The sequence below is a fragment of the Thermovibrio ruber genome, assembly GCF_055380895.1.
On record NZ_AP042397.1, the window covers coordinates 732,011 to 757,103 of the forward strand.

At 45.3% G+C, this 25,093-nt stretch carries 22 protein-coding genes and 1 pseudogene; 9 read left to right on the plus strand and 14 right to left on the minus strand.

Annotation, left to right across the window (positions count from 1 at the left end; translation table 11 throughout):
* Positions 1 to 179 precede the first annotated feature (179 nt).
* The 4 genes from groL to ACZ424_RS03770 form a co-directional block, all read right to left on the minus strand.
* A complete protein-coding gene (gene groL / locus ACZ424_RS03755; protein WP_464905181.1) occupies positions 180 to 1,826 on the minus strand; it encodes a chaperonin GroEL in 1,647 nt (548 codons plus the stop codon).
* Positions 1,827 to 1,854: 28 nt separating this feature from the next.
* Positions 1,855 to 2,145, minus strand: coding sequence for a co-chaperone GroES (groES, locus tag ACZ424_RS03760; RefSeq protein WP_464905182.1), 291 nt, complete (start codon positions 2,143 to 2,145; stop codon positions 1,855 to 1,857).
* Between the two features lie 154 nt (positions 2,146 to 2,299).
* Positions 2,300 to 3,208: a transglutaminase-like domain-containing protein gene (locus ACZ424_RS03765; RefSeq protein WP_464905183.1), complete on the minus strand. Its 909-nt coding sequence runs from the start codon at positions 3,206 to 3,208 to the stop codon at positions 2,300 to 2,302.
* Between the two features lies 1 nt (position 3,209).
* Entirely contained in the window at positions 3,210 to 6,740 is a 3,531-nt protein-coding gene (locus ACZ424_RS03770; RefSeq protein WP_464905184.1) for a 4Fe-4S dicluster domain-containing protein, read from the minus strand.
* A 118-nt stretch (positions 6,741 to 6,858) separates the two neighbouring features.
* Here ACZ424_RS03770 and ACZ424_RS03775 point away from each other — a divergent pair, with 118 nt between their 5' ends.
* From ACZ424_RS03775 to ACZ424_RS03785, 3 genes are all read left to right on the plus strand, one after another.
* A complete protein-coding gene (locus ACZ424_RS03775) occupies positions 6,859 to 7,509 on the plus strand; it encodes a DUF2155 domain-containing protein (protein ID WP_464905185.1) in 651 nt (216 codons plus the stop codon).
* A gap of 120 nt (positions 7,510 to 7,629) precedes the next feature.
* Positions 7,630 to 8,034, plus strand: a complete 405-nt coding sequence (locus tag ACZ424_RS03780) for a CBS domain-containing protein (protein WP_464905186.1) — start codon at positions 7,630 to 7,632, stop codon at positions 8,032 to 8,034.
* Complete coding sequence (locus ACZ424_RS03785) at positions 8,035 to 8,766, plus strand: segregation and condensation protein A (protein ID WP_464905187.1); 732 nt, start codon at positions 8,035 to 8,037, stop codon at positions 8,764 to 8,766. It begins immediately after the preceding gene.
* Here the strand turns inward: ACZ424_RS03785 and ACZ424_RS03790 are convergent.
* The 3 genes and pseudogenes from ACZ424_RS03790 to ACZ424_RS03800 all read right to left on the minus strand — a co-directional run.
* Entirely contained in the window at positions 8,763 to 9,554 is a 792-nt protein-coding gene (locus tag ACZ424_RS03790) for a site-specific integrase (RefSeq protein ID WP_464905188.1), read from the minus strand. The genes ACZ424_RS03785 and ACZ424_RS03790 overlap by 4 nt on opposite strands.
* Positions 9,530 to 11,146, minus strand: coding sequence for a lytic transglycosylase domain-containing protein (locus tag ACZ424_RS03795; protein ID WP_464905189.1), 1,617 nt, complete (start codon positions 11,144 to 11,146; stop codon positions 9,530 to 9,532). The genes ACZ424_RS03790 and ACZ424_RS03795 overlap by 25 nt, the downstream gene beginning before the upstream one ends.
* Positions 11,147 to 11,272: 126 nt before the next feature.
* Positions 11,273 to 11,443: pseudogene (locus ACZ424_RS03800) on the minus strand (IS5/IS1182 family transposase); the annotation flags it as partial.
* Between the two features lie 243 nt (positions 11,444 to 11,686).
* Here ACZ424_RS03800 and ACZ424_RS03805 point away from each other — a divergent pair.
* The 3 genes from ACZ424_RS03805 to ACZ424_RS03815 are packed head-to-tail and all read left to right on the plus strand — an operon-like array spanning position 11,687 to position 13,924.
* The gene (locus ACZ424_RS03805) at positions 11,687 to 12,451 is read left to right on the plus strand and encodes a motility protein A (protein ID WP_464905190.1); all 765 of its coding nucleotides are present in this window, start codon (positions 11,687 to 11,689) and stop codon (positions 12,449 to 12,451) included.
* Positions 12,451 to 13,152, plus strand: a complete 702-nt coding sequence (locus tag ACZ424_RS03810) for an OmpA/MotB family protein (protein WP_464905191.1) — start codon at positions 12,451 to 12,453, stop codon at positions 13,150 to 13,152. The genes ACZ424_RS03805 and ACZ424_RS03810 overlap by 1 nt, the downstream gene beginning before the upstream one ends.
* 7 nt (positions 13,153 to 13,159) lie before the next feature.
* A complete protein-coding gene (locus tag ACZ424_RS03815; protein WP_464905192.1) occupies positions 13,160 to 13,924 on the plus strand; it encodes an OmpA/MotB family protein in 765 nt (254 codons plus the stop codon).
* Here the strand turns inward: ACZ424_RS03815 and ACZ424_RS03820 are convergent.
* The 6 genes from ACZ424_RS03820 to ACZ424_RS03845 are packed head-to-tail and all read right to left on the minus strand — an operon-like array spanning position 13,905 to position 20,891.
* A complete protein-coding gene (locus ACZ424_RS03820; RefSeq protein WP_464905193.1) occupies positions 13,905 to 14,867 on the minus strand; it encodes a sigma-70 family RNA polymerase sigma factor in 963 nt (320 codons plus the stop codon). The genes ACZ424_RS03815 and ACZ424_RS03820 overlap by 20 nt on opposite strands.
* A 1-nt stretch (position 14,868) precedes the next feature.
* Entirely contained in the window at positions 14,869 to 16,308 is a 1,440-nt protein-coding gene (locus tag ACZ424_RS03825) for a DegQ family serine endoprotease (RefSeq protein WP_464905194.1), read from the minus strand.
* Positions 16,309 to 16,331: 23 nt separating this feature from the next.
* Positions 16,332 to 17,195: a C40 family peptidase gene (locus tag ACZ424_RS03830; protein ID WP_464905195.1), complete on the minus strand. Its 864-nt coding sequence runs from the start codon at positions 17,193 to 17,195 to the stop codon at positions 16,332 to 16,334.
* A 43-nt stretch (positions 17,196 to 17,238) separates the two neighbouring features.
* The gene (gene secA, locus ACZ424_RS03835; protein WP_464905196.1) at positions 17,239 to 19,827 is read right to left on the minus strand and encodes a preprotein translocase subunit SecA; all 2,589 of its coding nucleotides are present in this window, start codon (positions 19,825 to 19,827) and stop codon (positions 17,239 to 17,241) included.
* Between the two features lie 51 nt (positions 19,828 to 19,878).
* The gene (locus tag ACZ424_RS03840) at positions 19,879 to 20,145 is read right to left on the minus strand and encodes a hypothetical protein (protein WP_464905197.1); all 267 of its coding nucleotides are present in this window, start codon (positions 20,143 to 20,145) and stop codon (positions 19,879 to 19,881) included.
* Positions 20,145 to 20,891 (minus strand): MBL fold metallo-hydrolase, encoded by a 747-nt coding sequence (locus ACZ424_RS03845; RefSeq protein ID WP_464905198.1) that lies wholly within the window; start codon positions 20,889 to 20,891, stop codon positions 20,145 to 20,147. The genes ACZ424_RS03840 and ACZ424_RS03845 overlap by 1 nt, the downstream gene beginning before the upstream one ends.
* A gap of 34 nt (positions 20,892 to 20,925) precedes the next feature.
* Between ACZ424_RS03845 and ACZ424_RS03850 the strand changes: the two genes are divergently transcribed.
* Both ACZ424_RS03850 and ACZ424_RS03855 read left to right on the plus strand, forming a co-directional pair.
* Positions 20,926 to 21,675, plus strand: a complete 750-nt coding sequence (locus ACZ424_RS03850; RefSeq protein WP_464903693.1) for a type II toxin-antitoxin system RelE family toxin — start codon at positions 20,926 to 20,928, stop codon at positions 21,673 to 21,675.
* Positions 21,668 to 22,696, plus strand: a complete 1,029-nt coding sequence (locus tag ACZ424_RS03855; protein ID WP_464903694.1) for a KamA family radical SAM protein — start codon at positions 21,668 to 21,670, stop codon at positions 22,694 to 22,696. Before ACZ424_RS03850 ends, ACZ424_RS03855 begins: the two co-directional genes overlap by 8 nt.
* On the opposite strand, the gene ACZ424_RS03860 is transcribed toward ACZ424_RS03855, so the two are convergent.
* On the minus strand, positions 22,693 to 23,076 hold the full coding sequence (locus ACZ424_RS03860; protein ID WP_464903695.1) for a rhodanese-like domain-containing protein: 384 nt from the start codon (positions 23,074 to 23,076) through the stop codon (positions 22,693 to 22,695). The two genes, ACZ424_RS03855 and ACZ424_RS03860, sit on opposite strands and share 4 nt — an antisense overlap.
* A 105-nt stretch (positions 23,077 to 23,181) precedes the next feature.
* Between ACZ424_RS03860 and ACZ424_RS03865 the strand changes: the two genes are divergently transcribed.
* The gene (locus ACZ424_RS03865) at positions 23,182 to 25,092 is read left to right on the plus strand and encodes a thioredoxin domain-containing protein (protein ID WP_464903696.1); all 1,911 of its coding nucleotides are present in this window, start codon (positions 23,182 to 23,184) and stop codon (positions 25,090 to 25,092) included.
* The last annotated feature ends 1 nt before the right edge of the window (position 25,093 follow it).

The window sequence follows — 25,093 nt, forward strand, 5'->3', positions numbered from 1 at the left end:
GAGGATAGTTCTGAAACTGAATCCCTCTCCGTAAACAGCAATGTCTGAGGCTTTACGGTAGTTTCCCTTCGCCCATGAGCTAAAGATGAGAGCTCTCAACCTCAGGAAACAAGGAAGAGATGGCCTTAAATAAAAAAAGGCGCCCGAAGGCGCCCTCAGTTTTTAACTCTTCTTAAACCTTAGAACTCAGGCATTCCTCCACCCGGAGTCTTCTCCTCTTTCTCAGGAATCTCTGTTACTGTAGCCTCAGTTGTAAGGAGAAGACCTGCTGCAGAGGAAGCGTTCTGAATAGCAACCCTTTCAACTTTAGCAGGGTCAATTACTCCAGCCTCAACTAAGTTCTCAAACTCACCCTTCCTTGCGTTGAAGCCCCACTCAACGCCTTTCTCCTTGATGAGCTCTTTAACCTTCTCAACGATTACCTGCCCAGCATAACCGGCGTTGTCTGCAATTTGCCTTAGTGGAGCCTCAACAGCCTTCTTGACAATCTCAACTCCGTGCTTCTTGTCAACCTCACCTTTCTCGTCAAGCTCTTTAGCAAGGTCGTCAAGCTTCGTAGCTGCTGCAAGAAGAGCTGTTCCACCACCGGGAACGATACCTTCCTCAACAGCAGCCCTGGTTGCGTGTAGTGCGTCCTCAACACGGGCCTTCTTCTCCTTAAGCTCAGCCTCAGTTGCAGCACCAACCTTGATGATTGCTACTCCACCTGCAAGCTTAGCAAGCCTCTCCTGGAGCTTCTCTTTGTCGTACTCAGATGTTGCCTTTTCAAGTTCAGCTTTAATCTGCTTAATCCTTGCCTCAATATCCTCCGGCTTACCCTTACCGCCGATGATTGTCGTGTGCTCCTTGTCAACAACGACCTTGTCGGCCTGACCGAGCATGTCAAGTGTAACGTTTTCAAGCTTGATTCCAAGGTCTTCAAGGATTGCAGTTCCACCTGTGAGAACTGCAATGTCCTGGAGCATTGCCTTCCTTCTCTCACCAAATCCAGGAGCCTTAACTGCACATACTTGAAGGGTTCCACGGAGCTTGTTAACTACGAGTGTAGCAAGAGCTTCACCTTCAACATCCTCAGCAATAATGAGAAGCGGTCTTCCTTCCCTTGCTACTGCCTCAAGGACTGGAAGGAGCTCTCTGATATTGCTAATCTTCTTACCGTAGATGAGGATGTATGGGTTCTCAAGAACGCACTCCATCTTCTCTGGGTCTGTCACGAAGTATGGAGAGAGGTATCCTCTGTCAAACTGCATACCTTCAACTACTTCAAGGGTTGTCTCAAGACCCTTAGCTTCCTCAACGGTAATTACACCTTCCTTACCAACCTTGTCCATAGCTTCGGCGATGAGCTCGCCGATTTCACGGTCGTAGTTTGCAGAGATTGTAGCTACCTGAGCAATCTGCTCTTTTGTTTCAACGGGCTTAGCGATCTTCTTGATCTCGTCAACGATTACCTTAACAGCCTCGTCAATTCCCCTCTTGAGTTCAATGGCGTTGTCTCCTGCAGTTACGAACTTAAGGCCATCGCTGTAGATGGCTTGAGCAAGAACTGTAGCAGTAGTTGTTCCGTCACCTGCCTTGTCAGCAGTCTTCTGAGCAACCTCTTTTACGAGCTGAGCTCCGATGTTTTCAACAGGGTCTGGGAGCTCTATCTCTTTAGCAACAGTAACGCCGTCTTTTGTAACAAGTGGAGAGCCGAACTTTCTTTCAAGAACAACGTTCCTTCCACCAGGACCCATTGTAGCCTTAACGGCGTTTGCAAGTTTATCTACACCTGCCTTTATCTTCTGCCTTGCCTCATTGCCGAAGATAATTTCCTTTCCAGCCATCTCTCACCTCCCTCTCAGTGGTTTTTAATTACTCCTCAACGATTGCAAGGATGTCCTCTTCCCTGATTACAAGGAGCTCTTCGCCGTCAACCTTAATTTCGTTTCCGGCATACTTGCTGAAGAGAACTTTGTCTCCTTCCTTAACTTTGAGTGGCCTGATTTCACCATTCTCAAGGAGCCGTCCCTCTCCTACGGCGATAACCTCTCCGATTTGGGACTCCTCCTTAGCCGTGTCAGGAAGGATGATTCCTCCAGCAGTCTTCTGCTCCATCTCAATCTTCTTAACTACAACCCTATCGTAGAGCGGCTTCAGCTTCATCTCGCCCTCCTCTTCCCTTGGTTTTGTTAGCACTCACCCAAGATGAGTGCTAATTGCTGGTAATAAAAATATAAAACGGCGGGAAGTTGTCAAGGGTTTTCTCAGGGTTTGAAGGTAAAGTGGAGTTGAAATAAAGGGGGAGCTCCCCCTAAAACTACTTTAGCTTCTTAACGGTGTAGGTAGTTGTAACGCCGTCTACTGGCTGAAGGTCAACCTCTTCGTAAGCCTTATAGATAAAGTTGAGCCTGTTCCCGTGCTGAACAGGTGATAGGAGAACGTCCCTTCCCCTCGTAATTCCTATCCTGTGGTCACACAGGTGGCCGAAAAAGTAACTCCTCTTTACAGGGTGTTTAGCAGCCTCAGAGGCGTCAATCCCATAAGTGTAACCTTTTGGAAAGGCCAAAACCCAGCAGTGATAACCCTTAACCACACCGTCTCCGTTTACGGGAATTCCAATCTCAAAAAGGGCAGGGATTCCTGCAGCCCTGCAGAGGGCAATGAAAAGAGAGTGGAAGTCTGTGCAGTTTCCGTGTTTTGCAGAACAAGCCCAAATGGCGTCCCCCCTTCCCCAACCTGTTCCGGTTTTCTGATACTTCATGTGGGAGACGACGTAGTCGTAGATTGCACTCATCTTCTCAAGGTCTGTCTTTTTCCCAGCGGTTATCCTCTCTGCAAGTTTCCTGAACTTCTCAACGGGAACTAACCTGTCTGATAGGTAGTAACGAAGGGGAACGGGGCAGCTCCTCTCCGTAGGGGAAACCTCTTTCCTGTCAACAACCACTTTCACTTTTACCCTAAAAGGTTCTTTTACCCCGCCTTCTTTCCTGATGTACACAAAACGGTCTCCGTACTCACTTTCCCTCTGAAGGGTAAACGGATAAGGAGAGTCAACCTCTATTCTTCTTACCTTCTGCCAACGGTTCTCGTAGGGAACGGGAATCCAAACCTCAACAAGCTTTGCGTTAGGTTGAGGTTTTACGTCAACCGTTTCTGTAAGCTGGTAGGTAGCTCCAAAAGCAGCAGTTGAAAAGAAAAGTGTCGCTAAAACTAAAAGCTTTTTCATCTTAGCCCTCCTTAAGCTTCTCAATCCTGACTTTGGTGCTGCTGAAGTCCGGAATACCGCCTATCGGCTCAACTAAAGGAAGGTCGTAGAGCTCCTCGTCCCTCCTCGTAAGCCTGTTCATCGTAACTCCTACCCCTCTACTTGGAGAAACCTTCGTCCAGTTACCTTCGGCTACTTTTTTACCTCCCAACATGACCTTTTCGGCGTTCTCTATGTAAACGGGAGAAGCTCCGTGCTGCCAGTGGCCAAAGTGGTGGGAGTAGGCAACTACTCCAGGGCGAACGAGGTTTGTAATCTTGACTTTCGTAACAACTCCCTCTCTATTGCTCCTTGAGTAAACCCTTACTCTGTCTCCCTCTTTTAGGCCTAACCTCTCGGCGTCCTTAGGGTTGACTTTAAGCTCAAAGTCCGGGTCGTAAACCAGTGCCTGGTTGTAGACAATTGTCCTTGACTGTGTATGAAGTGCAGATTTGTAGGTGATTACGTTGAATGGATAGTCTTTGTCTACTTCCTCAACAGGCTTTCCGAAGTAGGTAGTTGACGGGTAATACCTGAGGGTCCCCCAGAGCCTCTCTCCCGTTAACGAGTTCCTGCTGGTTCCAAGTTTCTCGTTCCAGATGCAGACCTTTGGAATTCCGAACTTGAAGTTTCCGTTCTCATCAAAGGTCTCCTCGTAAGGTCTGAAAACTCCTCCCCTTGAAAGGACTGTGCAGACCTTTTCCCACTGCTCTTTAGGAAGGATTCTCTTAAACTTGGCGACATAGTAGTTCCTCTCAACATAGTCAACCTCTTCTTTGGGAGCTTTCCTTACTTTCGCGTTCTCAGCAAGGTTTGCAATTCCCCTAAGGTAGTAGTCTTCAGGCGTTATCAGAGGGTAGAGTTTACCGTCTTTCCCGGGAATCGCCCTCTCTCCGTAGCCCGGAAGTTTCAAGTATCTTGAAACGTCAATGATGAAAGTCTCCATACAGAACGGCCTTCCATCCTCTGTCCTTCCTGTTAACGGCTCAACAACAGGAGTCCTTACTGCCGTAAACCAACAGCCGGGAGCGTGGGGAGTGAGGAAGCCGTAGTGCCCTTCAAGGTAGGTAACGTCTGGAACGATGTAGTCTGCGTAGATGTTGGTCTCGTTTATCGTCGTGTCTATTGAGATGTAGAGTGGAACTTTATCTGGGTCACTGAGGGTTTTAATAAACCTTCTTCCACCGGGCATACTGTAGATGAGGTCTGAAAAGTAAGTAATAACCACCTTAACCGGGTAGGGGTATTTCTGGTCAATTCCAGAGATTGCAGAGACTGAAAGGCCACCTTTTGTAAAGGGAAACCACGGGAGTTTTGACGGATATCCTTTCTTCTTGAACTCCGTTGTATCCTCGTAGCGCGCCTTCTCCCTTGAAATTTTAACTCCCTTTGGCTTCCTCATTCCTGGGAAGTTTTTAAGGTCGTAAAGTCCTTTCTGCCAGTTTGCAGCTCCCTTTCCTCTACAGAGGTATCCACCCTTCCTGTTTATGTTCCCAACAAGGGCATTCATCATTGAGAGGGCGTAGCTTGCGTATGTCCCTCCAACGTAGTTTCCTCCTCCGTGATAGGCAAAAGCCACTGAATAGGGTGCGTGTTCCCAGAACTCTTTTGCAACCTCTTTAATTGTCTCCTCGTCTATTCCGGACTCTTTAGCGTAGAAGGAAAGCGGGTGCTTCATTACGCTCTCTTTCATAAGGAGAAAGGCGGTTTTAACCTTAACACCGTCTACCTCACCTTCCCACTCAAGGAGAGCTCTGTCAACCTCAGAGGCCGAAACAGGAGATTCTGTTTTTGGGTCTATAACAACCTCTTCCTCTTTTCTGCCCTTAAGGCCTTTAACGTCTTTAACTCTTAAAGCCCTTCCGAATTCCGGGTGTTTATCGTCAACGATTATTAGGTGAGTTGCGTTCGTGTAGACATTTCTCTTTGCTCTTTTAGCAGCTTTCATTGAGGGAATTGAGAGGAAGTCTTTATCATACCAGCCGTTTTCAAGCATCACTCTGATAAAGCCCATTGCAAGAGCTCCGTCCTTAGTCGGCCTAACCGGAAGCCATCTGTGGGCGTGGGCAACGGCTTTGGGAGCTCTCGGGTCTATAAGGACGAGCTTTAACTCTCCGGCGGCAATCCTCCTTGCAATTATCGCTCCGGAGGTGTTAACTCCGGGTTGCTGGGCAGAGTAGATGTTTGAACCGAAAACCAGCATGTATTTACTGTTCCAGTAGTCTGCTTTAAACTCAACCTGCTTCCCGTCTGACAGGGCGTAGTTACCCATCCTGAAACCGATTCCACAGATATCGGTGTGAGAGATGTAATTTTTTGAGCCAATTGAGTTAAATATCCACCTCTTTATAAAGTGGCTCCTTCCACCCTGTGAGCGGCCTGTAAACCAGACAAGCTGGTTCCTCTTTGTGCCAAACTCAGGAGCTCCCGGGTCAACGGGTTCGTCGGAAAGAACGTCTTTAATTCCCGGGTAGTAGCGGTTATCCCCAATCTCCTTAAAGAGGTATCCTCCCTCTGAAACCTCCCTTATGAGCTGTTCCCAGCTAATCGGCTTGAATTTACCCTCTCCCCTCTTTCCGATCCTCTTTAAGGGCTGGGTAATCCTGTAAGGGTTATAGAGGTAGTCGTTGTCCATTTGCGGTTTTGCACAGGTAGTTGCAACTGACTTAAAGCTCTCCTCAACGGGAGTGTCATAGAAAATCTCCTTACCTGAGCGGTTGTAGGGGTGATACGGGTTTCCGTCAACCTGAACGAGCTTTCCGTCCTTAACAGTTACCCTTAGTCCGCAGCGGGCATTACAGGCAAGGCAGACCGTATTGACTATCCTGTCACCTTCGGGTTTTTTCGTCTCAGGGTAGGAGTAAGGGTTAACCTTCTCAACCTCCGGAAGGATTTCAGCGTGGTGGCTCTTTAGGAGAACCCTACTAACCTCCGGCCTTGCCTTAAGGAGCTCTGCCAGAGGCCCCGTAGGTCTGTAGAGGTTTCCGAAGATGAGAGCTCCGCTGGGACAAACAGAGACGCACCTGGGAACGTCTCCTCCCTTAACCGCCCTCTCAAAACAGAGGTCGCACTTCCTCGCCTTGTCTCCCTTGTCCATAACTATCCCGTCAAAGGGACAGGCGGGAACGCACTTTTCACAACCGGTACACTTATCCTCGTCAATAACAACAACTCCGCCCTCTTTAACGGAAATCGCCCCAAAGGGACAGGCAGAGACACAAGGGTGGTCAAAACAGTTAACGCAAATGTTTTCTTGGCTGAAAACGAGCTTAGCCTTAGGATACTCTCCTACCTCTTTTTCCTTTATCCAGAAGAGGTTAACCTCAGGAGTTTCGTTGAGACCGTGCTCCAGCTGACAGGCGGCCATACAGGCCTTACAACTCATACACCTTCCCTGATCAAATATGAGAACAGGCTTAAAGACTTCCTCCTTTGCAGAGGAGCTCTCTAACTTAACTCCTGCTCCGACCAAAACGGTTAAACCGGCTACTTTCAAGAACTCCCGCCTCTCCATGCTACCTCCTGAAGGTTAATCGGATAGAATTTTAACTAACCTATAGCTTAAATAGAAAATTCCAATAAAAGACTCTTTGATAGAATAGCTTTTTAAATCAACCTTTAAGGAGAGTGCGATGAAACTGAGAGTAGCAGTTCTTGCCCTTTTAGTAGGAATGTCAACCGCCGCCGTTTCCTCGTGTGGTAAAAAAGAGGAAGTTAAAAAGAGCGAAGCTCCAAAGGCTGAAAAGGGAGCTCCTATGCCAAAACCTCTAACTTCACTTGAAGAGAAAAACCAGAATCAGAACCTACCACCAGGACACCCTGAACTTCCACCCGGACATCCACCACTTAACAAGGAACTCCCACCGGGGCACCCTCAGGTAGATAAGGAGTTAATGTCAATGCACACGAGCAAGAACTTGACAAAGTTTGACAGGCCCATAAGAATTCCTGAAGAGGTAACAAAAACCTGGAAAAGCGCAACAGTTGACATAGTAGACAAAGCTTCCGGAAAGACGGTTAAAGAGTTTAAGGTTCACAACGGAGAGACCGTCAAGTACGGAGGACTTGAGATTAAAGTTCTCTACATAGTTCCACACCTTGTTTTAGATAACGGCTACACCTCCGGCTCAAACGAGCCACAAAACCCGGCGATACTTGTAGAGGTTAATGAAAACGGAAAGACAATCTACGCAGGGCCTATCTACCAGAAGTTCCCTGCAATGTATAACATCAACCATCCCCGCTACGTCCTAATCCTCAAGGAAATATCAAAGGAGGGGTAATCCCTCCTCTTCTTTGAGAGTCCAAAGAACAGGGCTACCAATTAAGAACTTCACCTTGAAACTTCCACACTAAGCTACATAACTTAAAATTTGAAAAGAAAGTTCTTTCAGGAGGGAGAGATGCCGGTTAAGGACCTAATAAGGAGAAAGGTTGTTGTTATAGAGCCAGACGATCCGGTTAAGCTTGCAGCAAAAAGAATGGAAGATAAGATGGTGGGAAGCTTGGTCGTTATTGAGGGAGACAAACCTGTAGGAATAATAACAGACAGGGACATCGCCATAAGGGTCGTTGGTGGAGAAAAATTTCCAGATACTCCCGTAAGGGAGGTGATGACGAAAGACCCAATTACGATAAGTGAGGACGCAACCTTCTTTGAGCTTACCAAAACCTTTAGAAACGCTGCCGTAAGAAGGTTAATCGTTGTAGATAAGGACGGTAAACTTGTAGGTTTAATCTCCATAGACGACGTTATGGAGCTCCTCACCACAGAGTTTGCCAACCTCATAGCGGCAATAAGGGGATAGATGACGATAAAGGTAGAAACTCCAGTATTTGAAGGGCCTTTAGACCTGCTCATCTACCTCATAAAGAAACGGGAAGTGAGCATTTACGACATTCCCATTGCGGAAATTACAGAGGAATTCCTAAACTATATCTACCAGATGCAAGAGTTAAACATACCCCTTGCTTCAGAGTTTCTCTTAATGGCGGCAACCCTTGCAAGGATAAAGTCAGAATACCTAATTCCAAGGGAAGAGGAAGAAGACCCGAGGAGAGAGCTCGTTCAGATTATTGAAGAGTATCTCAAGTCAAAAAGGGCTGCAGAAGAACTTGAAAAGTTAGAAGAGAAAGAGGCAAAGTTCTTTAAACACAACCCTTCAGACTTAATCTTCCAGTTTCAGGATAAAGTTAAGATAGCAAATACTGTAGAAGACTTAAAAAACGCTTTTATAAACATCCTTGAAAGGAAAAAACCACCAAAACTCAAAGTAGGAATAAAACTCTCTTCAGAGTCTTTTAAAGTCTCAGACAAGATTGAAGAGATAAGAAACTTAATGAAGGAGAAATACCTCTTCCCGTTCTCAGAGCTGATTGAGAGGAGCTCCTGCCGGTTAGAGGCAATCACCCACTTTTTGGCGATTTTGGAGCTCTCAAGGCTTGGAGAAGTTGCAACCTTTACCGACGGAGAAGAGTTCTTCATCTCAAGGGTCTTCCCACTTAACCGAAGTGTAAGGTTGACAGTTGCAACTGACTAATCCTTCTTCCTCAGCTTCTTCTCAATAACTTCAGCTTTACTCTGAAGGTTTAAAAGCCTGTTTATGTATGAAACCCTCTCTAAACTCCTTCCTGAATACTCTACAACTATGTCTAAGGGGAGACCAAGTTTAAGGAGCTCTGCAACGTAGTTGTCTTTAAAGTCAGCAACTGTCAGTTTTGAGCCCAGCTGCTTCATTATCCTGTGAAAGGTTACCTTAACCGTTGCCGGCCTTACGTTTAAAAGAGGAGCTATAGGAAGTTTCTCTGACTTAATAGACTCAAGTCTCTCCTTTATCTCGTCGTCTATAACGAACCGCTTTATCCTCTTCTCCTGTAAAACGGGAATTCCCATAAAGTAGCCGTAAGAACTTACTTTCAGTTTCCCTATCTCTGCAGGTGAAAGTCCCAGTCTGAAAATCATCATAAGGGCGGTTTTTAAGTCCTCAGACTTTAAACGGGATAGCTGGGAGTAGAGAAAGTCAAGCTCTTCTTTAGCTATAGGCCTGAACTCCTGAAACTCTGCCGTTTCCGGTGGAGTAAACTTAAGCCTTCTCTTTATTCCCTTAAACTTCAAGTAGTGCTGAATTGCAGACATAGCAGTTCTGAAGCTTTTTTCCGTTTTATACCTTGTAGAGAAGTAACCGTAGAGTTTGTCTTCGTCAAAGTCCGTAAGTTCGTAACCGTAAAGGTCTAAAAAACTCTGAAAGTAGCGAAGAACCCGCCTGTAGGTATCTATTGTGTTTTTCTTATACCCGTCCTCTATCAGCGATGAGAGAAAATCTTCCACTCTTTCCCTTTCCCATACAAGTTTGAGTAGTAGTATAAATTAACATAAGTTCTTTTAACGTAATCCCTCGTTTCCTGAAAAGGAATGTAAACCTCGTTAAAGATTATTAGGTCTTCCGGTGTTTCAATCTTTCCGAAACTCTTTATAGCCTTCTTTACCCGTGAAGGCCCAAAGTTGTAGGCTGCAGCTGCTAAAGGAAAGAGCTTAAACTCATTTAATAGAGAATGGATGTAGTATGAGCCGAACCTATAGTTAACTTCGGGTTTGTAGAGGTAGTGAACTTTAAAATTCTTAACTTTCAGTTTTCCGGCAATGTGCTTTCCCGTTCGGGGCATTATCTGCATAAGGCCTATTGCCCCGCTCCTTGAGAGGGCTCTCCCGTCAAATAAACTCTCCTGCCTCGCAATAGAGAGGGAGATTAGGTCGTCTCCAAAAACGGAAGGCTTTGGGTAGAGAACAGGGAAAAGGTAGGGATACTTGTTTAACTTACTTTTAAAAGGAACTGCAAGCTTTATTCCGAGCTTGTAGTTACTACACAGGTATTGAGCTAAAGCGTTCTGTGGAGTAGGTCTGTCTATAAAAGAAATAGCATCGCAGTAACCTTTTTTGTAGAGGAACTTTAAGCCTCTATCTCTCAGCCTAAGCTCTGAAAAAGCCTTTCTCTTTTCGTAAGGGAACTTTTTCGGAGGGGAGAGAAGGAGCGTATAGAAATCAATGTCTGAACTTTTCCACTTCCTTCCAACGCAAATCGCATACAGAACTTTAGCGGTTTCTGAAGAACTTTTTAACCTCTCTAAACTCTTACAGTCTCCTGTAAAGGCATAGTAGCGCGACAGGTAATAGTTATAAATGTCAGGGAAAGCCTTGGCGTAGGAGAGAGCCCTCCTAAAAAGCCCCAAATCCTTGTTAAACAGTTTGTCTAAAATGTAGACTGTTGCTGTCCTCTTAAAAGAAATTTTGTCAGAACTCTCTATAAGTTCCCTGTAGAATTCAAACTTCTCCGCCAAACTTTGGGAGAGAAACATCAGAAAGAGGTAACGCTCATCGGGGAGAGAACCGGAAAACAGGGTCTTGGCGGGAGCTCTCTTTCCCTCTTTCAAAAGGGTATAAGCCAAAAGGTAGGTGTAGTAAGGGTCTTCCCTTAGGTAGGAAAGGTAGAACAGTGCAGTATCTGTATCTCCGTTCTTTGCAGCCAGCCAAACCTTTTTCCTTAAAACCTCTGGTTTGAACAGGTAAGAGGTGTTACCCCTGTTAGCCATAAGAACGTCTTCGTCAAGGTCATCGGTAAGTGTGAAAACCTTTAGGTAGAGCTCTCTCGCTTCTTTTTCTCTTCCTTCCTTCCTTAAAAGGGAAGCCAACTTCAGCTTCCCGTATAGGTTCTTCGGCTCCGGAACACCTTCTGAAACAGAGCAGCTATCTATGTAGAGGAGAAGAGAAGGCTCTCTCAGGTCTGTTTTAAAGAGCTCCCTAAAATCTTCTGAACAGAAATTACCCGTCTTAATGGAACTAATAAAGAGCTCTGCACTTTTTAAAGGTAGAGCCCTTGAAACAGAAGGAATCAAGAAGAAAATAACGAAAATGAAGAAAACCATAAGAAAATTATACCCTTAAAGGAACCCCTCCCAAAGGAGGGGCTTTCAAGCTGCTCTGCAGCCGAGGGGACGGCTATTGTGGGGCATCAGGGAAAAGTCCCTATCATTAAAAATATTATCGTTCTTTTAAGAAACAATTTGACACATACGAAGTAAGGCTGTTTGAAAAATCCAGAGGAATAAGAAAAGAACCCAGAGATTGAATAGACAAAACTTAGCTAATACAAATAACTGAGCTATCTGAAAGCTCTTAGTCCTCTCATAACTACCAACTGCCTGTTTTATCTCTCCAAATATCCTTTTAAAATCTTCAGTGGATAAAGCTCTAGAGCCTGTCCTCTCCGGTGCACGTAGCGTTTGGTGAGTTTAAGTATTTTTCTGAAGTTAAGACTCTTTACTCTCATACCGGAGAGGATAGGCTTTTTTCTTCGTTTTTGCAGTTTTCAAACACCCTCCATAGGAAGCTAAAAACCGTTAAAATAAAGCCGAAAATGGATAAAGGTATTTCTTTGGCCAAAACCAAAAACACGGCGGTGAACCATGGACATAGCAACGGTAATCGGTATTGCTGCAGCTTACCTACTGATTATCGGTTCAATAGTCATTGGCGGTAGCCCGGGTGCCTTCATAAACATTCCTTCCCTCCTCATCACTGTCGGAGGTGGCCTTGCTGCAGGAATGGCCGGCTACCCGTTAGGAGAGTTTATCGGTGGCCTTAAAGCAATACTGAAAGCAATTAAGCCGGAAGTGGGAGACCCGATAGAGACCGTTGAGTTCTTAACAGAGATTGCAAAGAAGGCAAGAAAAGAGGGAATCCTTGCACTAGAAGCCGACATAGACCAGTTCTACGCAAAAGATCCGTTTTTTGGAAACATAATGAGGATGCTGATAGACGGGTTAGAGGTAGAAGAGATAAAAAGTACGGCGGAGAGTTCCATGGCTCAAATAGACCAAAAACTCTCAACTGAAGTAGCTGTATGGGAAGCCCTTGGAGACCTATTCCCGGCCTTTGGAATGATTGGAACCCTCATAGGACTTATCCAGATGCTTCAGAACCTGTCAGACCCTTCTGCTTTAGGTCCCGGAATGGCGGTAGCTATGATTACAACCCTTTACGGAGCTATTCTGGCCAATACCCTCTGTATTCCTGTAGCCAAGAAACTTAAATACTATAAAGACTTAAAGATGCTCTTCCTTGAAGCCTACATCATTACTGCAGAAGCAATAGAGAAGGGTATAAACCCGAACATCCTCCGTCAGAAGCTTGCAGGGCTATTTGGAGTTGAGCTGAAAGAGGGTCAGTAATGGCAAGGAAGAAAAAGGAGGAGTGTAAGGCTCCTCCGGCGTGGCTTACAAGTTTCGGTGATTTAATGTCCCTCCTCCTTACTTTTTTTATTCTCCTATACTCAATGTCTACCATCTCGTTAGAGAAGTTCTACCAAGCAATCAAAGGAATTATTCAGGCCTTTGGTGGTCACTACGTAGTCTACGAGGAAAGGGTAATACGGGGAAAAAATGTTCCCGTTCAAATGCCTAACATGTACCCGAAGATGAGAAGCAGAAAAGCAATTGAAGAAAAACTCCACGAGATAAGAGAAACCCTCAGTAAACTCGGGATAAAGTCTGAAGTTGCAAAGTTCGGAACAAGCATAAGGCTCAGAATAAACACAGACAAACTCTTTCCTCCAGGAAGCGACAGACCCTACTCTCAGACCATACCTGTAATCATGGAGATATGCCGAAAACTCAAAGAGCTTAACCTTCCTATAACTATAGAGGGACACACGGATAACACTCCTATAAAAAGCAATAGATTCCCTTCAAACTGGGAACTCTCTGCTGCAAGGGCAACCAGCGTACTAAGGCTCTTTCTTCAGTGTGGTTACGATCCAAAGAAACTCTCAGCAGCAGGTTGCGGCCCTTATAGGCCTATAGCCCCCAATACAACCCCAGAAGGGAAAGCAAAAAACAGAAGAATAGAGATCGTAATTCACCTTCCGATGTGAGAGGGCTATGGCAAGGAAGAAGCAGGAAGAGTGTAAATCGGTTCCAGCGTGGCTAACCAGCTTTAGCGACCTGATGTCTCTTCTCCTTACCTTTTTCATCCTCCTCTACTCTATGTCAACACTTGACATAACAAAAGCTATGAAATTCCTCTCATACTTTCAGGGAGAAAAGGCAAAATCCTTTGAACAGTTATCGGTCGTTAAACCCATTCAGATATACACAACAGACCTTGCAAAGAAAATAAAAAAGATTCTAAAGAGGATTCTTCCTATATCCGGATACCAGATAGTAGTAACCAAGAACTACGTAATGGTAAGGCTATTTAACAGAATCTTATTCAAGGAGAACTCTCTCGAGATAACACCTCAGGCAAAGAGAGCGTTAGACCAAATAGCAAAGGTAATAAAAGGACTAAAGGGCAATTACCAAGTCGTTGTAGAAGGCCACACAAGTAAGGGTGAACCGACAGTTCCCATACCCGGCATTCAGGATAGCTGGGACTTATCAATAAGAAGGGCAACAGCCGTAGTCAGGTATCTTACATCAAAGGGTGTAGACCCCTCAAAGTTTGAAGCAGTCGGCTACGATACAACGAGGCCTCTTTATACCTGGAACAACCCGATACTTCAGGCAAGGAACAGACGGGTTGAGATATACATAAAGGTTGCCGTTCCAAAAGAAGAGAATGAGGAAAAGGTTGAGTTTAAGAAGAAGGAAAAACTGCCCGGAAAGGGCAGTGAGAAGAGCTCCATCAGTTCAGAAAAACGTTAAGCTTCTTCCTAAGGGCATACTCTTTCATCTTCTTCTTAGCTCTCGTCTCAAGCTGGCGAACCCTTTCACGACTAATGCCCAACTTTTCGCCTATCTCTCTCAAGGTTTTAGGCTCGTTTCCGTCTAAACCAAAGCGCATAGTTATTATTTTCTTCTCTTGAGGAGTAAGTTGTTCAAGCATCTCCTGGATGCTCTGTTTCAGCTCCTCCTGAACCACCTTCTCCTCAACTTCTGCAGTTCCCTCCCCTTTTAAGAAGTCCTTAAAAGTCGTATCCTCTTCATCCCCTATTGGAGTATCTAAAGAGAGGGGAACCTGACAGACTGAGAGGAGCCTTTCAATCTCTTTTGGATCCATACCAACGTATTCTGCAAGCTCCTCGGTGGTAGGCTCTCTTCCAAGTTTTTTAAGGAGTTCCCCGTAGGAGCGGGTTATCTTGTTAACCAAAACCGCCTGTTTAACGGGAATCTTTACTGCCCCTGTCTGCTGAGCTAAAGCCTGCATTATGGACTGCCTTATCCACCAAACGGCGTAGGAGATGAACTTAACGCCCTTATCTGGGTCAAAACGCCTTGCGGCCTCTATAAGCCCCAAAATCCCTTCGGCTATGAGGTCATGAAGTGGTAGTCCGCATCCCAGATATTTTTTCGCAACGCTGACGACGAACCTGAGGTTAGACTCAACGAGCTTCTTCAGAGCTTCTTTATCCCCAGCCTTTGCCCTCTTTGCAAGTTTAACCTCTTCCTCCCTTGAAAGAAGGGGAATCTTTGATATGGCCTTTAAAAAGGCGTCTAAGGAGTCCTTATCGGGAACGAAAGACTCTATGAGAGACGGGTCAATTTCTTGGTCAAAGAGGGAGAGCTCCCCTTCCTCAGAGGGAGCTCCCATACTATCGTCAAAAACCTGATTTTCTTCATCCTCTAAAAAGAAATCCTTTTCTTCCATTCTACTCCTCCGGCTTGAGAACTAGGTAAATAACACCCTCTCCTCTGATCACTTTGAGGAGAACACCGGAATCTCCGGCCTGTTCAAGGACTTTAATGAGGTCATCAACACTTTTTACTGACTTCATAGTCCTCGGCGTTATACCAGCTTCAACGATAATGTCACCTTCGCTCAGACCGGCATCGTCTGCAGGAGAACCGGGTTTAACAGAAGTAACTAAAAGCCCGTACTTTATCCAACTTGGAACGCCTAACTTCTTGCGGAGCTCCGGAGTAAGCTTCTGAACTGAGAAGCCAAACTTACTCATCAAGTCAACAGAAGCTACGCTAGTCCCTCCGGGCATCTGACCGATCTTGACCGTAAGGACTTTCCTCTTGCCATCTCTGATAAGTGTAATTTTTACCTTCTCCCCCGGAGGCGTGTTTATGACTTTTAGCTGGAGGTCTGTCACATCTTTAACAGGCTCTCCGTTAAACTCAACAATAATGTCGCCGCTCTTTAAACCTCCCTTCTCCGCAGGAGAACCAGGCATTACCTTTGTTACGAGAACTCCGTGGTTAACGCCGAACTTCTTTGCAAGATCCGGAGAAACGTCCTCAATGTAGACTCCTAACCAGCCTCTAATGACTTTTCCGTACTTGAGAAGGTCGTTCATCACCTTCTTTGCAATGTTTATGGGAACGGCAAAGCCTAAACCTTGAGCGTTTCTTACAATAGCGGTGTTTATTCCGATTACCCTGCCGTGAATATCACACAGAGGACCTCCGCTGTTTCCGGGGTTTATAGCTGCATCGGTCTGGATAAAGTCTTCAATCGGGTTAAGGCCTAAACCGTGCCTACCCTTTGCTGATACTATTCCGTGGGTTACAGTCCAGTTAAGGCCGTAAGGGTTACCAACAGCAATAACAAACTCCCCTACTTTTATGTTGTCTGAATCCCCAAGCTTAACTGTAGGAACTTTCCTATTGCCTACCTTAATCTTTATAAGTGCAACGTCTGTTTTTGGGTCTCTACCTACAATCTTAGCCCTGTAAACAGAACCGTCGCTGAGCTTAACTTTTATAACCTTTGCTTGTGCAACAACGTGGTTATTTGTAAGGATGTAAGCCCAGCCCTTCTCTTCCTTAACGATAAAACCTGAACCGAGAGCTCTCATCTGAAAACGATCTGGAATCTGTGGGAAAGGAAACCCAAACTGGTGGAAGAAATCTCTAAACTCATGTGGAATAGGTGGATGGTTAATCTTTACTTCAGAAACCGTGCTGATGTTGACAACGGCAGGCTTTACCTTTTCAGCAACAGTTTCAAAAACTCTCTGTAGAGACTCGGCAACGGAGTAATCCTCCTGCGTAGCCTGAACAGAGGCCAAAACGGAAGAAGATGTAATAGATACTGCAGCTACAGCTGTTAGGACACACCTTAGAAGCTGTCTGGTGTTCATCGCACTACCTCCAGAATTTGTTTTTAGTTGTCTTTCTTAGCATATAGCTTTTCTACTAACTCTTTTACCTTTTTTTCACTTAAAACTCTCTTTGCACCAATAAACCTATACCTGAAGTAACGGTTGCTAAGTGATGAAATTGCAAGACCATGGAACATTGAAGAGAAGTGGATAAACTTTCCGTTTCCGATGTATATACCAACGTGGGACGGGTAGCTGGCGTAAGTTCTGAAGAAAACCAAGTCACCTACTTTTAGGTGGTTCTTATCAACAGGCATCCCTACATTAAACTGAGCCCTTGCAGTTCTCGGAAGGTTTATCCCTAACTTTCTGTATACATACATGGTAAAAGAGGAACAGTCTAAACCTACTTTTGGATTTGCTGCCCCGAAAACGTAAGGAGTGTTTTTCAGGGTTTTGAAAATATCTGCCAATATTTGATAGAAAGTTCCCTTATACTGAGGGTCGTTGAGTATTGAAAGACTCCAGTTGTCATACCTTACATTAAGAGGAGTAGAGAGAACGTCTGAAAGGGCTTCAGACTCCCTGTAGACCACGTCTGTTATCGGGTATATCTCCTCAGAAACGACTTTTGACTTAAACTTCTCAGACTTCTCCTCTAAAAACTCTATAGTTTCAAGGCTCTTTTTAGGTCTAAACTGCCGATACCAGCTAACAGAGTGAAACTTAGGCGGTATGTAGAGCCTCTGACCTACTAATATTATGGAGCTCCTTAAGTGGTTAGCCCTCTTTATCTTTGAAACGGAAAGATGGAACCGTTTAGCTATCTTAGATAGAGTATCTCCTCTTTTTACTACGTAAACCTGAGAAAAAGCTGGAACAGAAAAGGATAGGAGAAATAAGGTACAGAAAATCAGCTTCCTCAACTCCAACCTCTCCCTCATACGGTGAACTTAGATTTTAGCACACTTATACTACTGCTCCTTCCGTCTCAACCTGCTCCTTTACGTACCTGTAGTAGTTTATCAGAGAGTCTACCACTCCGTTTTCAACGTTTGAGAGGAAATCCTCAAAAAGCTGGTAGGCCTCTTTCTTAAACTCAACAACTGGGTCTCTCTGACCGTAACCCCTCCAGCCGATGCTCTCCTTTATGTGGTCAAGAGCTCTAAGATTTTCCCTCCAGTAGTGGTCAAGCCTGTCAAGAAGTATCATCCTCTCAATCTCTCTGAGCTGTCCCTCTCCTACCAGATTCTCAAGCTCCTCATACTTACTAATCAGCGTATCGTAAATGAGCTTTGCGAGTTTCTCTCTGTCGGTGGGAGCTCCCTCAACCTGCAAGTTCATAAGCTCTTCATACTTTGTAGGAATCGGGAACTCAAAACCGAAACGGGCTTCAAGGGTTCTCTTAAGCTCTTCTAAGTTCCACTCATCCGGCAGAACGTTCTCCGGAGCGAAAGAGTCAACAAGCTCCCAAGCAACATCCTCAAAGAATCCTAAAATCTCATCTTTCAGGTTTTCACCCTCTAAAACCTTGTTTCTCTGCTCGTAAACAACTTTCCTCTGGACGTTGTAAACCTCGTCATACTCAAGGAGCCTCTTCCTAATCTGGAAGTTCTGCTCCTCAACCCTCCTCTGAGCATTCTCAAGGGCTTTACTGACCATTTTGTGGGTTATAGGCTCGTCCTCTGGAACGTTCATCATCTCCATCATCTTCTTTATCCTGTCGGAACCAAAGAGCCTTAAGAGGTTATCCTCTAAGGAGAGGAAGAACCTTGACTCTCCTGGATCTCCCTGCCTTCCTGCCCTACCCCTCAGCTGGTTGTCAATCCTCCGTGATTCGTTCCTCTCAGTTCCAATGATGTAAAGACCGCCTAACTCTTTAACTTTCTCTTTCTCCTTTTCCGTTATCTCTCTATACTTCCGGAAAGTTTCCTCGTAAATCTCTTGATACTTTTCCTCTCCGACCTTTTCGGGAGCTATTCCTTTCTCTTTTAGCTCTCTCTTTGCAAGGAACTCAGGGTTTCCTCCAAGGAGAATGTCTGTTCCCCTACCGGCCATGTTTGTTGCAATCGTAACGGCCCCAAGCCTTCCAGCTTGAGCAACGATTTCAGCTTCCCTTTCGTGGTGTTTAGCGTTTAAGACTTGATGGGGAATTCCTCTCTTCTTGAGGAGCCTTGATAGGTACTCAGAATCCTCAATGGAGTTGGTTCCTACAAGAACAGGCCTCCCTATCCGGTAGTTCTTCTCAATCTCTTTAACAACGGCGTTAAACTTGGCCTTCTTATTCTTGTAGATAAGGTCAGGGTGGTCTTTTCTTATAACCGGCTTATTCGTCGGAATTACGACGACGTCTAAGCCGTAAATCTCCTTCAGTTCTGCAGCTTCAGTTTCGGCCGTTCCTGTCATTCCGGCAAGTTTCTTATAAAGCCTGAAGTAGTTCTGAATGGTTATGGTCGCAAGGGTCTGGTTTTCAGCCTCTATCTTCACTCCCTCTTTAGCCTCTACAGCCTGGTGGAGACCGTCGCTCCATCGCCTTCCCGGCATGATACGGCCTGTGAACTCGTCAACAATTATTACCTTGCCATCTTTTACGACGTAATCAACGTCTCTGTGGAAAAGGTGGTGAGCCCTTAAAGACTGGATTATTGCGTGGAGAAGGTCTGAAAACTTAGGGTCGTAAAGGTTAAAGTCTTTAATTCCCGTAATCTGTGAAACTATCTCCTCAACTTTTCTGATTCCCTCGTCTGTAAGGGTTGCCGTTTTCGTCTTCTCCTCAACCTTAAAGTGTTTACCTTTTTGAAGCTGCCTAACAATCCCGTCAGCTATGTAGTAGACGTCAACGCTCTCCTCTGAGGGACCCGAAATGATGAGCGGAGTTCTCGCCTCGTCTATGAGGACAGAGTCCGCCTCATCAACAATTGCGTAGAAGAGCTCCCTCTGAACTTTATCCTCTTTTGAGAAGACCATGTTGTCTCTGAGGTAGTCAAAACCGAACTCCGAGTTGGTTCCGTAGGTAATGTCCCTTGAATACATCTCTTTTCTTTTGTCTTTCTCCATCTGGTTCTGAAGGTAACCGACGGTTAGCCCTAAATAGTTATAAATTGGCCCCATCAATTCGGCGTCACGCTTTGCAAGGTAGTCGTTAACCGTAACGATGTGGACTCCCCTGTCTGCAAGGGCATTAAGGTAGGCAGGAAGAGTTGCAACTAAGGTTTTACCCTCTCCCGTTTTCATTTCTGCAACTTTTCCCCGGTGGAGAACAATACCCCCTATGAGCTGAACGTCGTAGTGGCGCATTCCTTTAGTTCTCTTTGCCGCCTCCCTGACTGCTGCAAAGGCCTCGGGAAGAATCCTGTCCATATACCTAAACTGCTCTTCAAGCTCCTGTATCTTTTTAAGCTCTGAGCGCCATTTTGCAGTTAGTGACTGGAGCTCCTCCTTACTCTTCTTCTCAAACTCCTTCTCAAGGGAGTTTATCCTGTCAACGATAGGCCTTAGTTTCTTTATCTCTCTTTCGTTTTTACTTCCCAAAATCTTAGTAAGAATGGCGTTTATCACGGCTTCACCTCCAAAAGGTTTTAGCGAAAAGAGATTGGCGCAAAATTTATCCTAAACGGTAGGTGAAGCCCTCGGTGGAGAGGAGTTAAAGCGGTGGGATATTTTGACTGTGAACTTGTAGCGGAGCTCCGTCTCAGCCTCCCTCTCAACGGGAAGGGCTGGTGCTGAAGGCGAGAGCTCCCGCCTCTGATGGGAAACTACAACGTAAGAAGCAACTTCCCTCGAATAGTGTCCATCGGAGAAACCGGAAACCTCTACTCCGCAGCAGATAACCGCAGTCAGTAAGAAAAAACCTATCAGGAACTTCCTGAACTTCATCAATCCTCTAAGCTCCAACAACTACCGGTTTCAAGAACTACAACATTATCGCTAACGTTTGAAATATAACTGTAGGAGAGAAGCCTTTCAAGTGCCCTCTCCCTCTTGGCAAGGAAGGGAATCACGTGCCAGCAGCCGTAGTGGATGGGAATAAGCCACATTGCTCCCAAAATCTTAAATCCTCTAACGGCCTCTTCGGGAGTTTGGTGAAACTTCCTAAGAAAAGGCATAAAACCGCCTATCGGAAGAAGAGCAACGTCAACCTTAAACCTCTCTGCTATTGAGATATAAAGGTATTCAGAAAAGGCAGTATCTCCGGCAAAGTAGACGGTTAAGCCGCTCCACTCAAGAACGAAACCGCCGACACCGGTATTCGGGTAGAGGACGTTTCTACCCCTGTTGTGCCTTGCAGGAACTAAAGTTACCTTTAAATCCTTATAAGCAAAGGAAGAAAAGGGTCTAAGCTCAACGGTCTCCCTCCCTTTTAGGAGCTTGGAGCAGTTTTCTGGAGTAACGGCAACGAAATCTGAAGGGATTCGCCTTACAGTTTTAAGGTCTAAATGGTCGTAGTGGGCGTGGGAGATAAGGACGACCTCCGGGGAAACCTCCTCAGGAGAGCAGGCCGGCGGAACGACCCTCGGAATTCCCCCGGCAGAGCTGGTGAGAAAAGGGTCAGTTAGGATTTCCAAACTTCCTAACTTTACCCGAATGGTGGAGTGACCTAAATTTTCTATCTGAAGTCCCATGTTGGTGAATTTATCTCATCAAGGGAGAAGAGCAATGAAGAAAGGTTTTAGCGATATAGAACAGTTCTTCTTAGAAGCCGAGGAAAAGAGGCTAAAGGGGATTAAAGAGAAGAAGGAAAGAAACCAAAGACCTGTCCAGAGACGGGAGAACTTGATAAATCAGATAAAGAACCTTAACGAGAAACTCAAAGGGAAAGACAGGAAAATAAGGGAGCTCTACCGTGAGATAGGTCAACTTCAGAACGAACTCTCAAAGTTTAAGAAAATTCAAAAAGAATTGGAGAAAAAGGAAAAAGAGTTTCAGGAAATTGACAGGTATAAAGAGAAAATTGATAGTCTTCAGGCGGAGATATCAAAACTTAAAGGAGAAATTGCCGAGAAAGATAAGCAGATAGAGAACCTAAAAGCTCAGGAAATCCCTAAACCGAAGGTTGAGCTCTTTATTGAGGTAGCCTTAAACTCCGTTTCAGAACTTGCAGCAGGACAGAGTAAAACGAAAGTTCTCTTCTCCAAAAGGTTCAGGAAGGATATGGTTAAAGAAGTCTCCGTAAGGCCGTTTCTGTTTAACAGCTTTATCTCTGCACTTTCAAGAATTGGGACGACTTCAAAACTACTAAAGAGAGACTCAAAACACGACATTTACAGAATAAGGGTCACCTCTCCATACGGAGAATACAGGGCTGTTTACCTGCAGATGGAGAAGAACACGATAAAGTTCGTTCGGTTCGGTCAGAGAGACTCAATTTACAGAGAGCTTGAGGCCTGCGGGTGGAAGTTTGAGTAGGGTTTTAAGGGAACTCTGTCAGGTCTCTCCCTATCTCTCTAAGGAAGAGGTAGAGGTCTTTAAGAGAGTAACTCCAGTTTATCCGTTTTCAACAACCGAATACTACTTGAGCGTTGCACGGAGCTCCCCCGCCGTCAGGAAGATGGTAATTCCATCGGTTGAGGAAATTGACCCGGAAGTTCAAAAACACGGGGAAGATGACCCTCTAAACGAGGAGAAAGACTCCCCGACTCCCTACCTTACCCACAGGTATCCCGACAGAGTCCTCTTAGTAACCACAAACTACTGCCCCGTTCTGTGCCGATACTGTATGAGAAAGCGAAACTGGAAAAAACCTACATTTACGATATCCGAAAAAGAGTTAGAGAAAGCCCTTTCCTACATCAGGAAGAACTGCAAAATCAGAGACGTTCTAATCTCTGGCGGAGACCCTTTAACCCTTCCTTTAGAACTCCTCAAAGAACTCCTTGAGAAACTGAAAGAGATTGAGCATGTTGAAGTGGTCAGAATCGGAACGAGAATCCCTGTAGTAGACCCGGATAGGGTCTTAGACGAAGAGCTCCTAAAAACCATAGAAAGGGCAGAGAAGGTTTGGGTTAACACCCACTTTAACCACCCAGACGAGGTAACAGAGGAGTCTAAAGAGGCTGTCAGAGCTCTCCTAAAGTGTGGAGCTCCCGTTAACAACCAAACGGTTCTACTAAAGGGAATAAACGACTCTGTAGAGGTATTAGAAAAGCTATTTAGAGAGCTCCAGAAGGCAAAAGTTCGTCCCTACTACCTTTTCCACTGCGACCCAGTTAAAGGGGTGATGCACTTCTCAACGCCAATAACAAAAGGACTTGAGATAGTGAGGGAGCTCTTTAAGAAACTTTCGCCCCTTGCAATCCCTTACTACGCCGTTGACGGACCCGGAGGGTACGGAAAAGTCCCCCTCCTCCCCCATAGGTTCAGAGTGAAAAACGGAAAATACCTGTTTGAGAGCTTCAATGGAAACTGGTTTGAGATGGAAGACCGCTAACCTTTCTTTATCATCTCAATAAACTTCCTTGCCCTGTCTCCCCTTAAGTAGTCTGCAAGCTTTAAAAGTCCCTCTGTGTAATACCTTGCCTTAAATCCTTTAAACGTAAGGTAGAGCCTTGCAATTTCAGCCCTATCCTTGTGGGGACAGGCGGTAACTATCACTTTATCCTTATCAAGCTCGTTAAGTCTATCCGGAAGCTCGTTTAACGGAATGTGCTTTCCAAAGCCAAAGTGCCAAGCCTCATACTCCTCAGGAAACCTAATGTCAACTATCTCAGCTTCGCCTTTAGCGTAGAGTTCAAGGAGCTCTTCAGTTCCAATCTTCATCTTCCTTCTCTCTTCGTAGTCAAAGCTTTTCAGATACTCGTCAAAAGTCATAGCATCCCTCCTTTTTCTAAGTTTGACGAAATAATTATAGACAAATCGGAAGACAAGAGTTAAATTGATAATTGATAATCATTCCTAATAACGGAGAGAAAGACCATGAAGAAGGCAAACAGACTAATAAAAGAGAAGAGTTTCTACCTGAAACAGCACGCATACAACCCCGTTGACTGGTTCCCCTGGGGAGAAGAAGCCTTCAGAAAAGCAAAAAAGGAAGATAAACCAATCTTTATCTCTATCGGTTACTCATCGTGCCACTGGTGTCACGTAATGGAAAAGGAGAGCTTTGAAGACGAAGAAGTGGCAAGAGTAATAAATGAGAATTTTGTCCCGATAAAAGTTGACAGGGAAGAGAGACCGGACGTAGACAGGTTTTACATGGAAGCCTGTCAGTCAATGACAGGAAGCGGCGGCTGGCCGTTAACTGTAGTCGCAACTCCAGATAGAAAACCCTTCTTTGCTGCAACATACCTACCGAAAGGACGGCTGTTAAGAATCCTGAATCAGATAGCAAAAATGTGGAGAGAGGAGAGGAAAAGGCTCGTTTCTGCAGGTGAAGAGGTGGTTAAACACATTCAGAGTTTTTCTTTAGAGAGGGAAGGGGAGCTCCCCAACGTTTTAAAACTGGTAGAAAAGTTTACGGCAGAGCTTGAAAACCGGTTTGACGAGGTAAACGGCGGCTTCTCTCCACCGCCAAAGTTCCCCCAACCACAGAACCTCTGGTTCTTGACAAACGTCTCGTCACTTTATGGAACGGAAAAGGCCTTTGAAATGGCAGCCTATACACTTAAAGCCATGAGATTAGGGGGAATTTACGACCAGATAGGAGGCGGGTTTCACAGGTATTCTGTAGACGCCATGTGGTTCGTTCCCCACTTTGAGAAGATGCTCTACGATCAAGCCGGCCTACTTGTGGCCTACTCAACGGCATACGGCTACAGCAGATACTGGCTCTTCAAAGAAACCGCCGAAGGAATATTCAGGTACTTAAAGAGGGAAATGAGAAACCCTTACGGAACTTTCTACTCATCTCAAGACGCCGACTCAAACGGAGTAGAGGGAGGATTTTACCTCTGGAATTGGAAGGAGCTAAAAGAGGCCTTAACTTCTGAGGAACTAGAGTTTGTAAGGCACATTTACAATCTATCGCCTGAAGGAAACTACGAAGGGGGCTACAACCTTCCCTTCATAGGAAGAGACCTTGAAACGGCGGCAAGGGAGGTGGGAATGGAACTCCCTACCCTGATAGAGAAGAAAAGAACAGTTGACGAGAAACTCCTCTCTTTTAGGGAGAAGAACAAGCCAAAACCGGAAAGGGACGAGAAAATCCTCATAGACTGGAACAGCTACCTCCTGTGGGGACTGTCTGTTGCAGCCAGAAGTCTAAACGACAACGAGATGAGAGAAGCTGCTCAAGTTCTTTACAACGAAATTGAAAAATATGCAGAGAACGGGGAGCTCCCCCACGTCGTATACGGGAAAGAAGCCGCAGAAAAGGGGCTTCTTGACGACTACGCCTTTACCGTTAGAGGAACAGTTGAGCTATACCTCACCGTAGGGGACGAGAAACTGTTAGAGAGAGCAGTAGAGCTTACAGAGAAGGCCATTAGACTGTTCTACGACAGAGAGAGGGGAAACTTTTTCTCCTCAGTTCAGAAAGACCTCCCAGTGAAACAGAAAGAGCTCTTAGACGGAGCTTACCCCTCTGCCAACGGAGTGATGCTCCAAAACCTCTCTCTACTCTTTAACCTAACCGGAGAGTTTAAGTTCAGAGAGATTTTTGAAAGAAGCATAAAAAACCTAAGTGAATCGGCCGAAAGGTATCCGGCAGCTCTTACCTCATCACTTGAAGGGGCAGTAATATACGAAGAGTTTCAGCTAGTAAATGGAAAAGAGGAAAAACTTAAAAGTCTTCCTTACAGACCCTACATGGCAACAAAGGTTAACCCACAGGTAGAAAAGTTAAAAGTGTGCCAGAAGGGAACCTGTAGAGAGGTAGAGGAAATTTGAA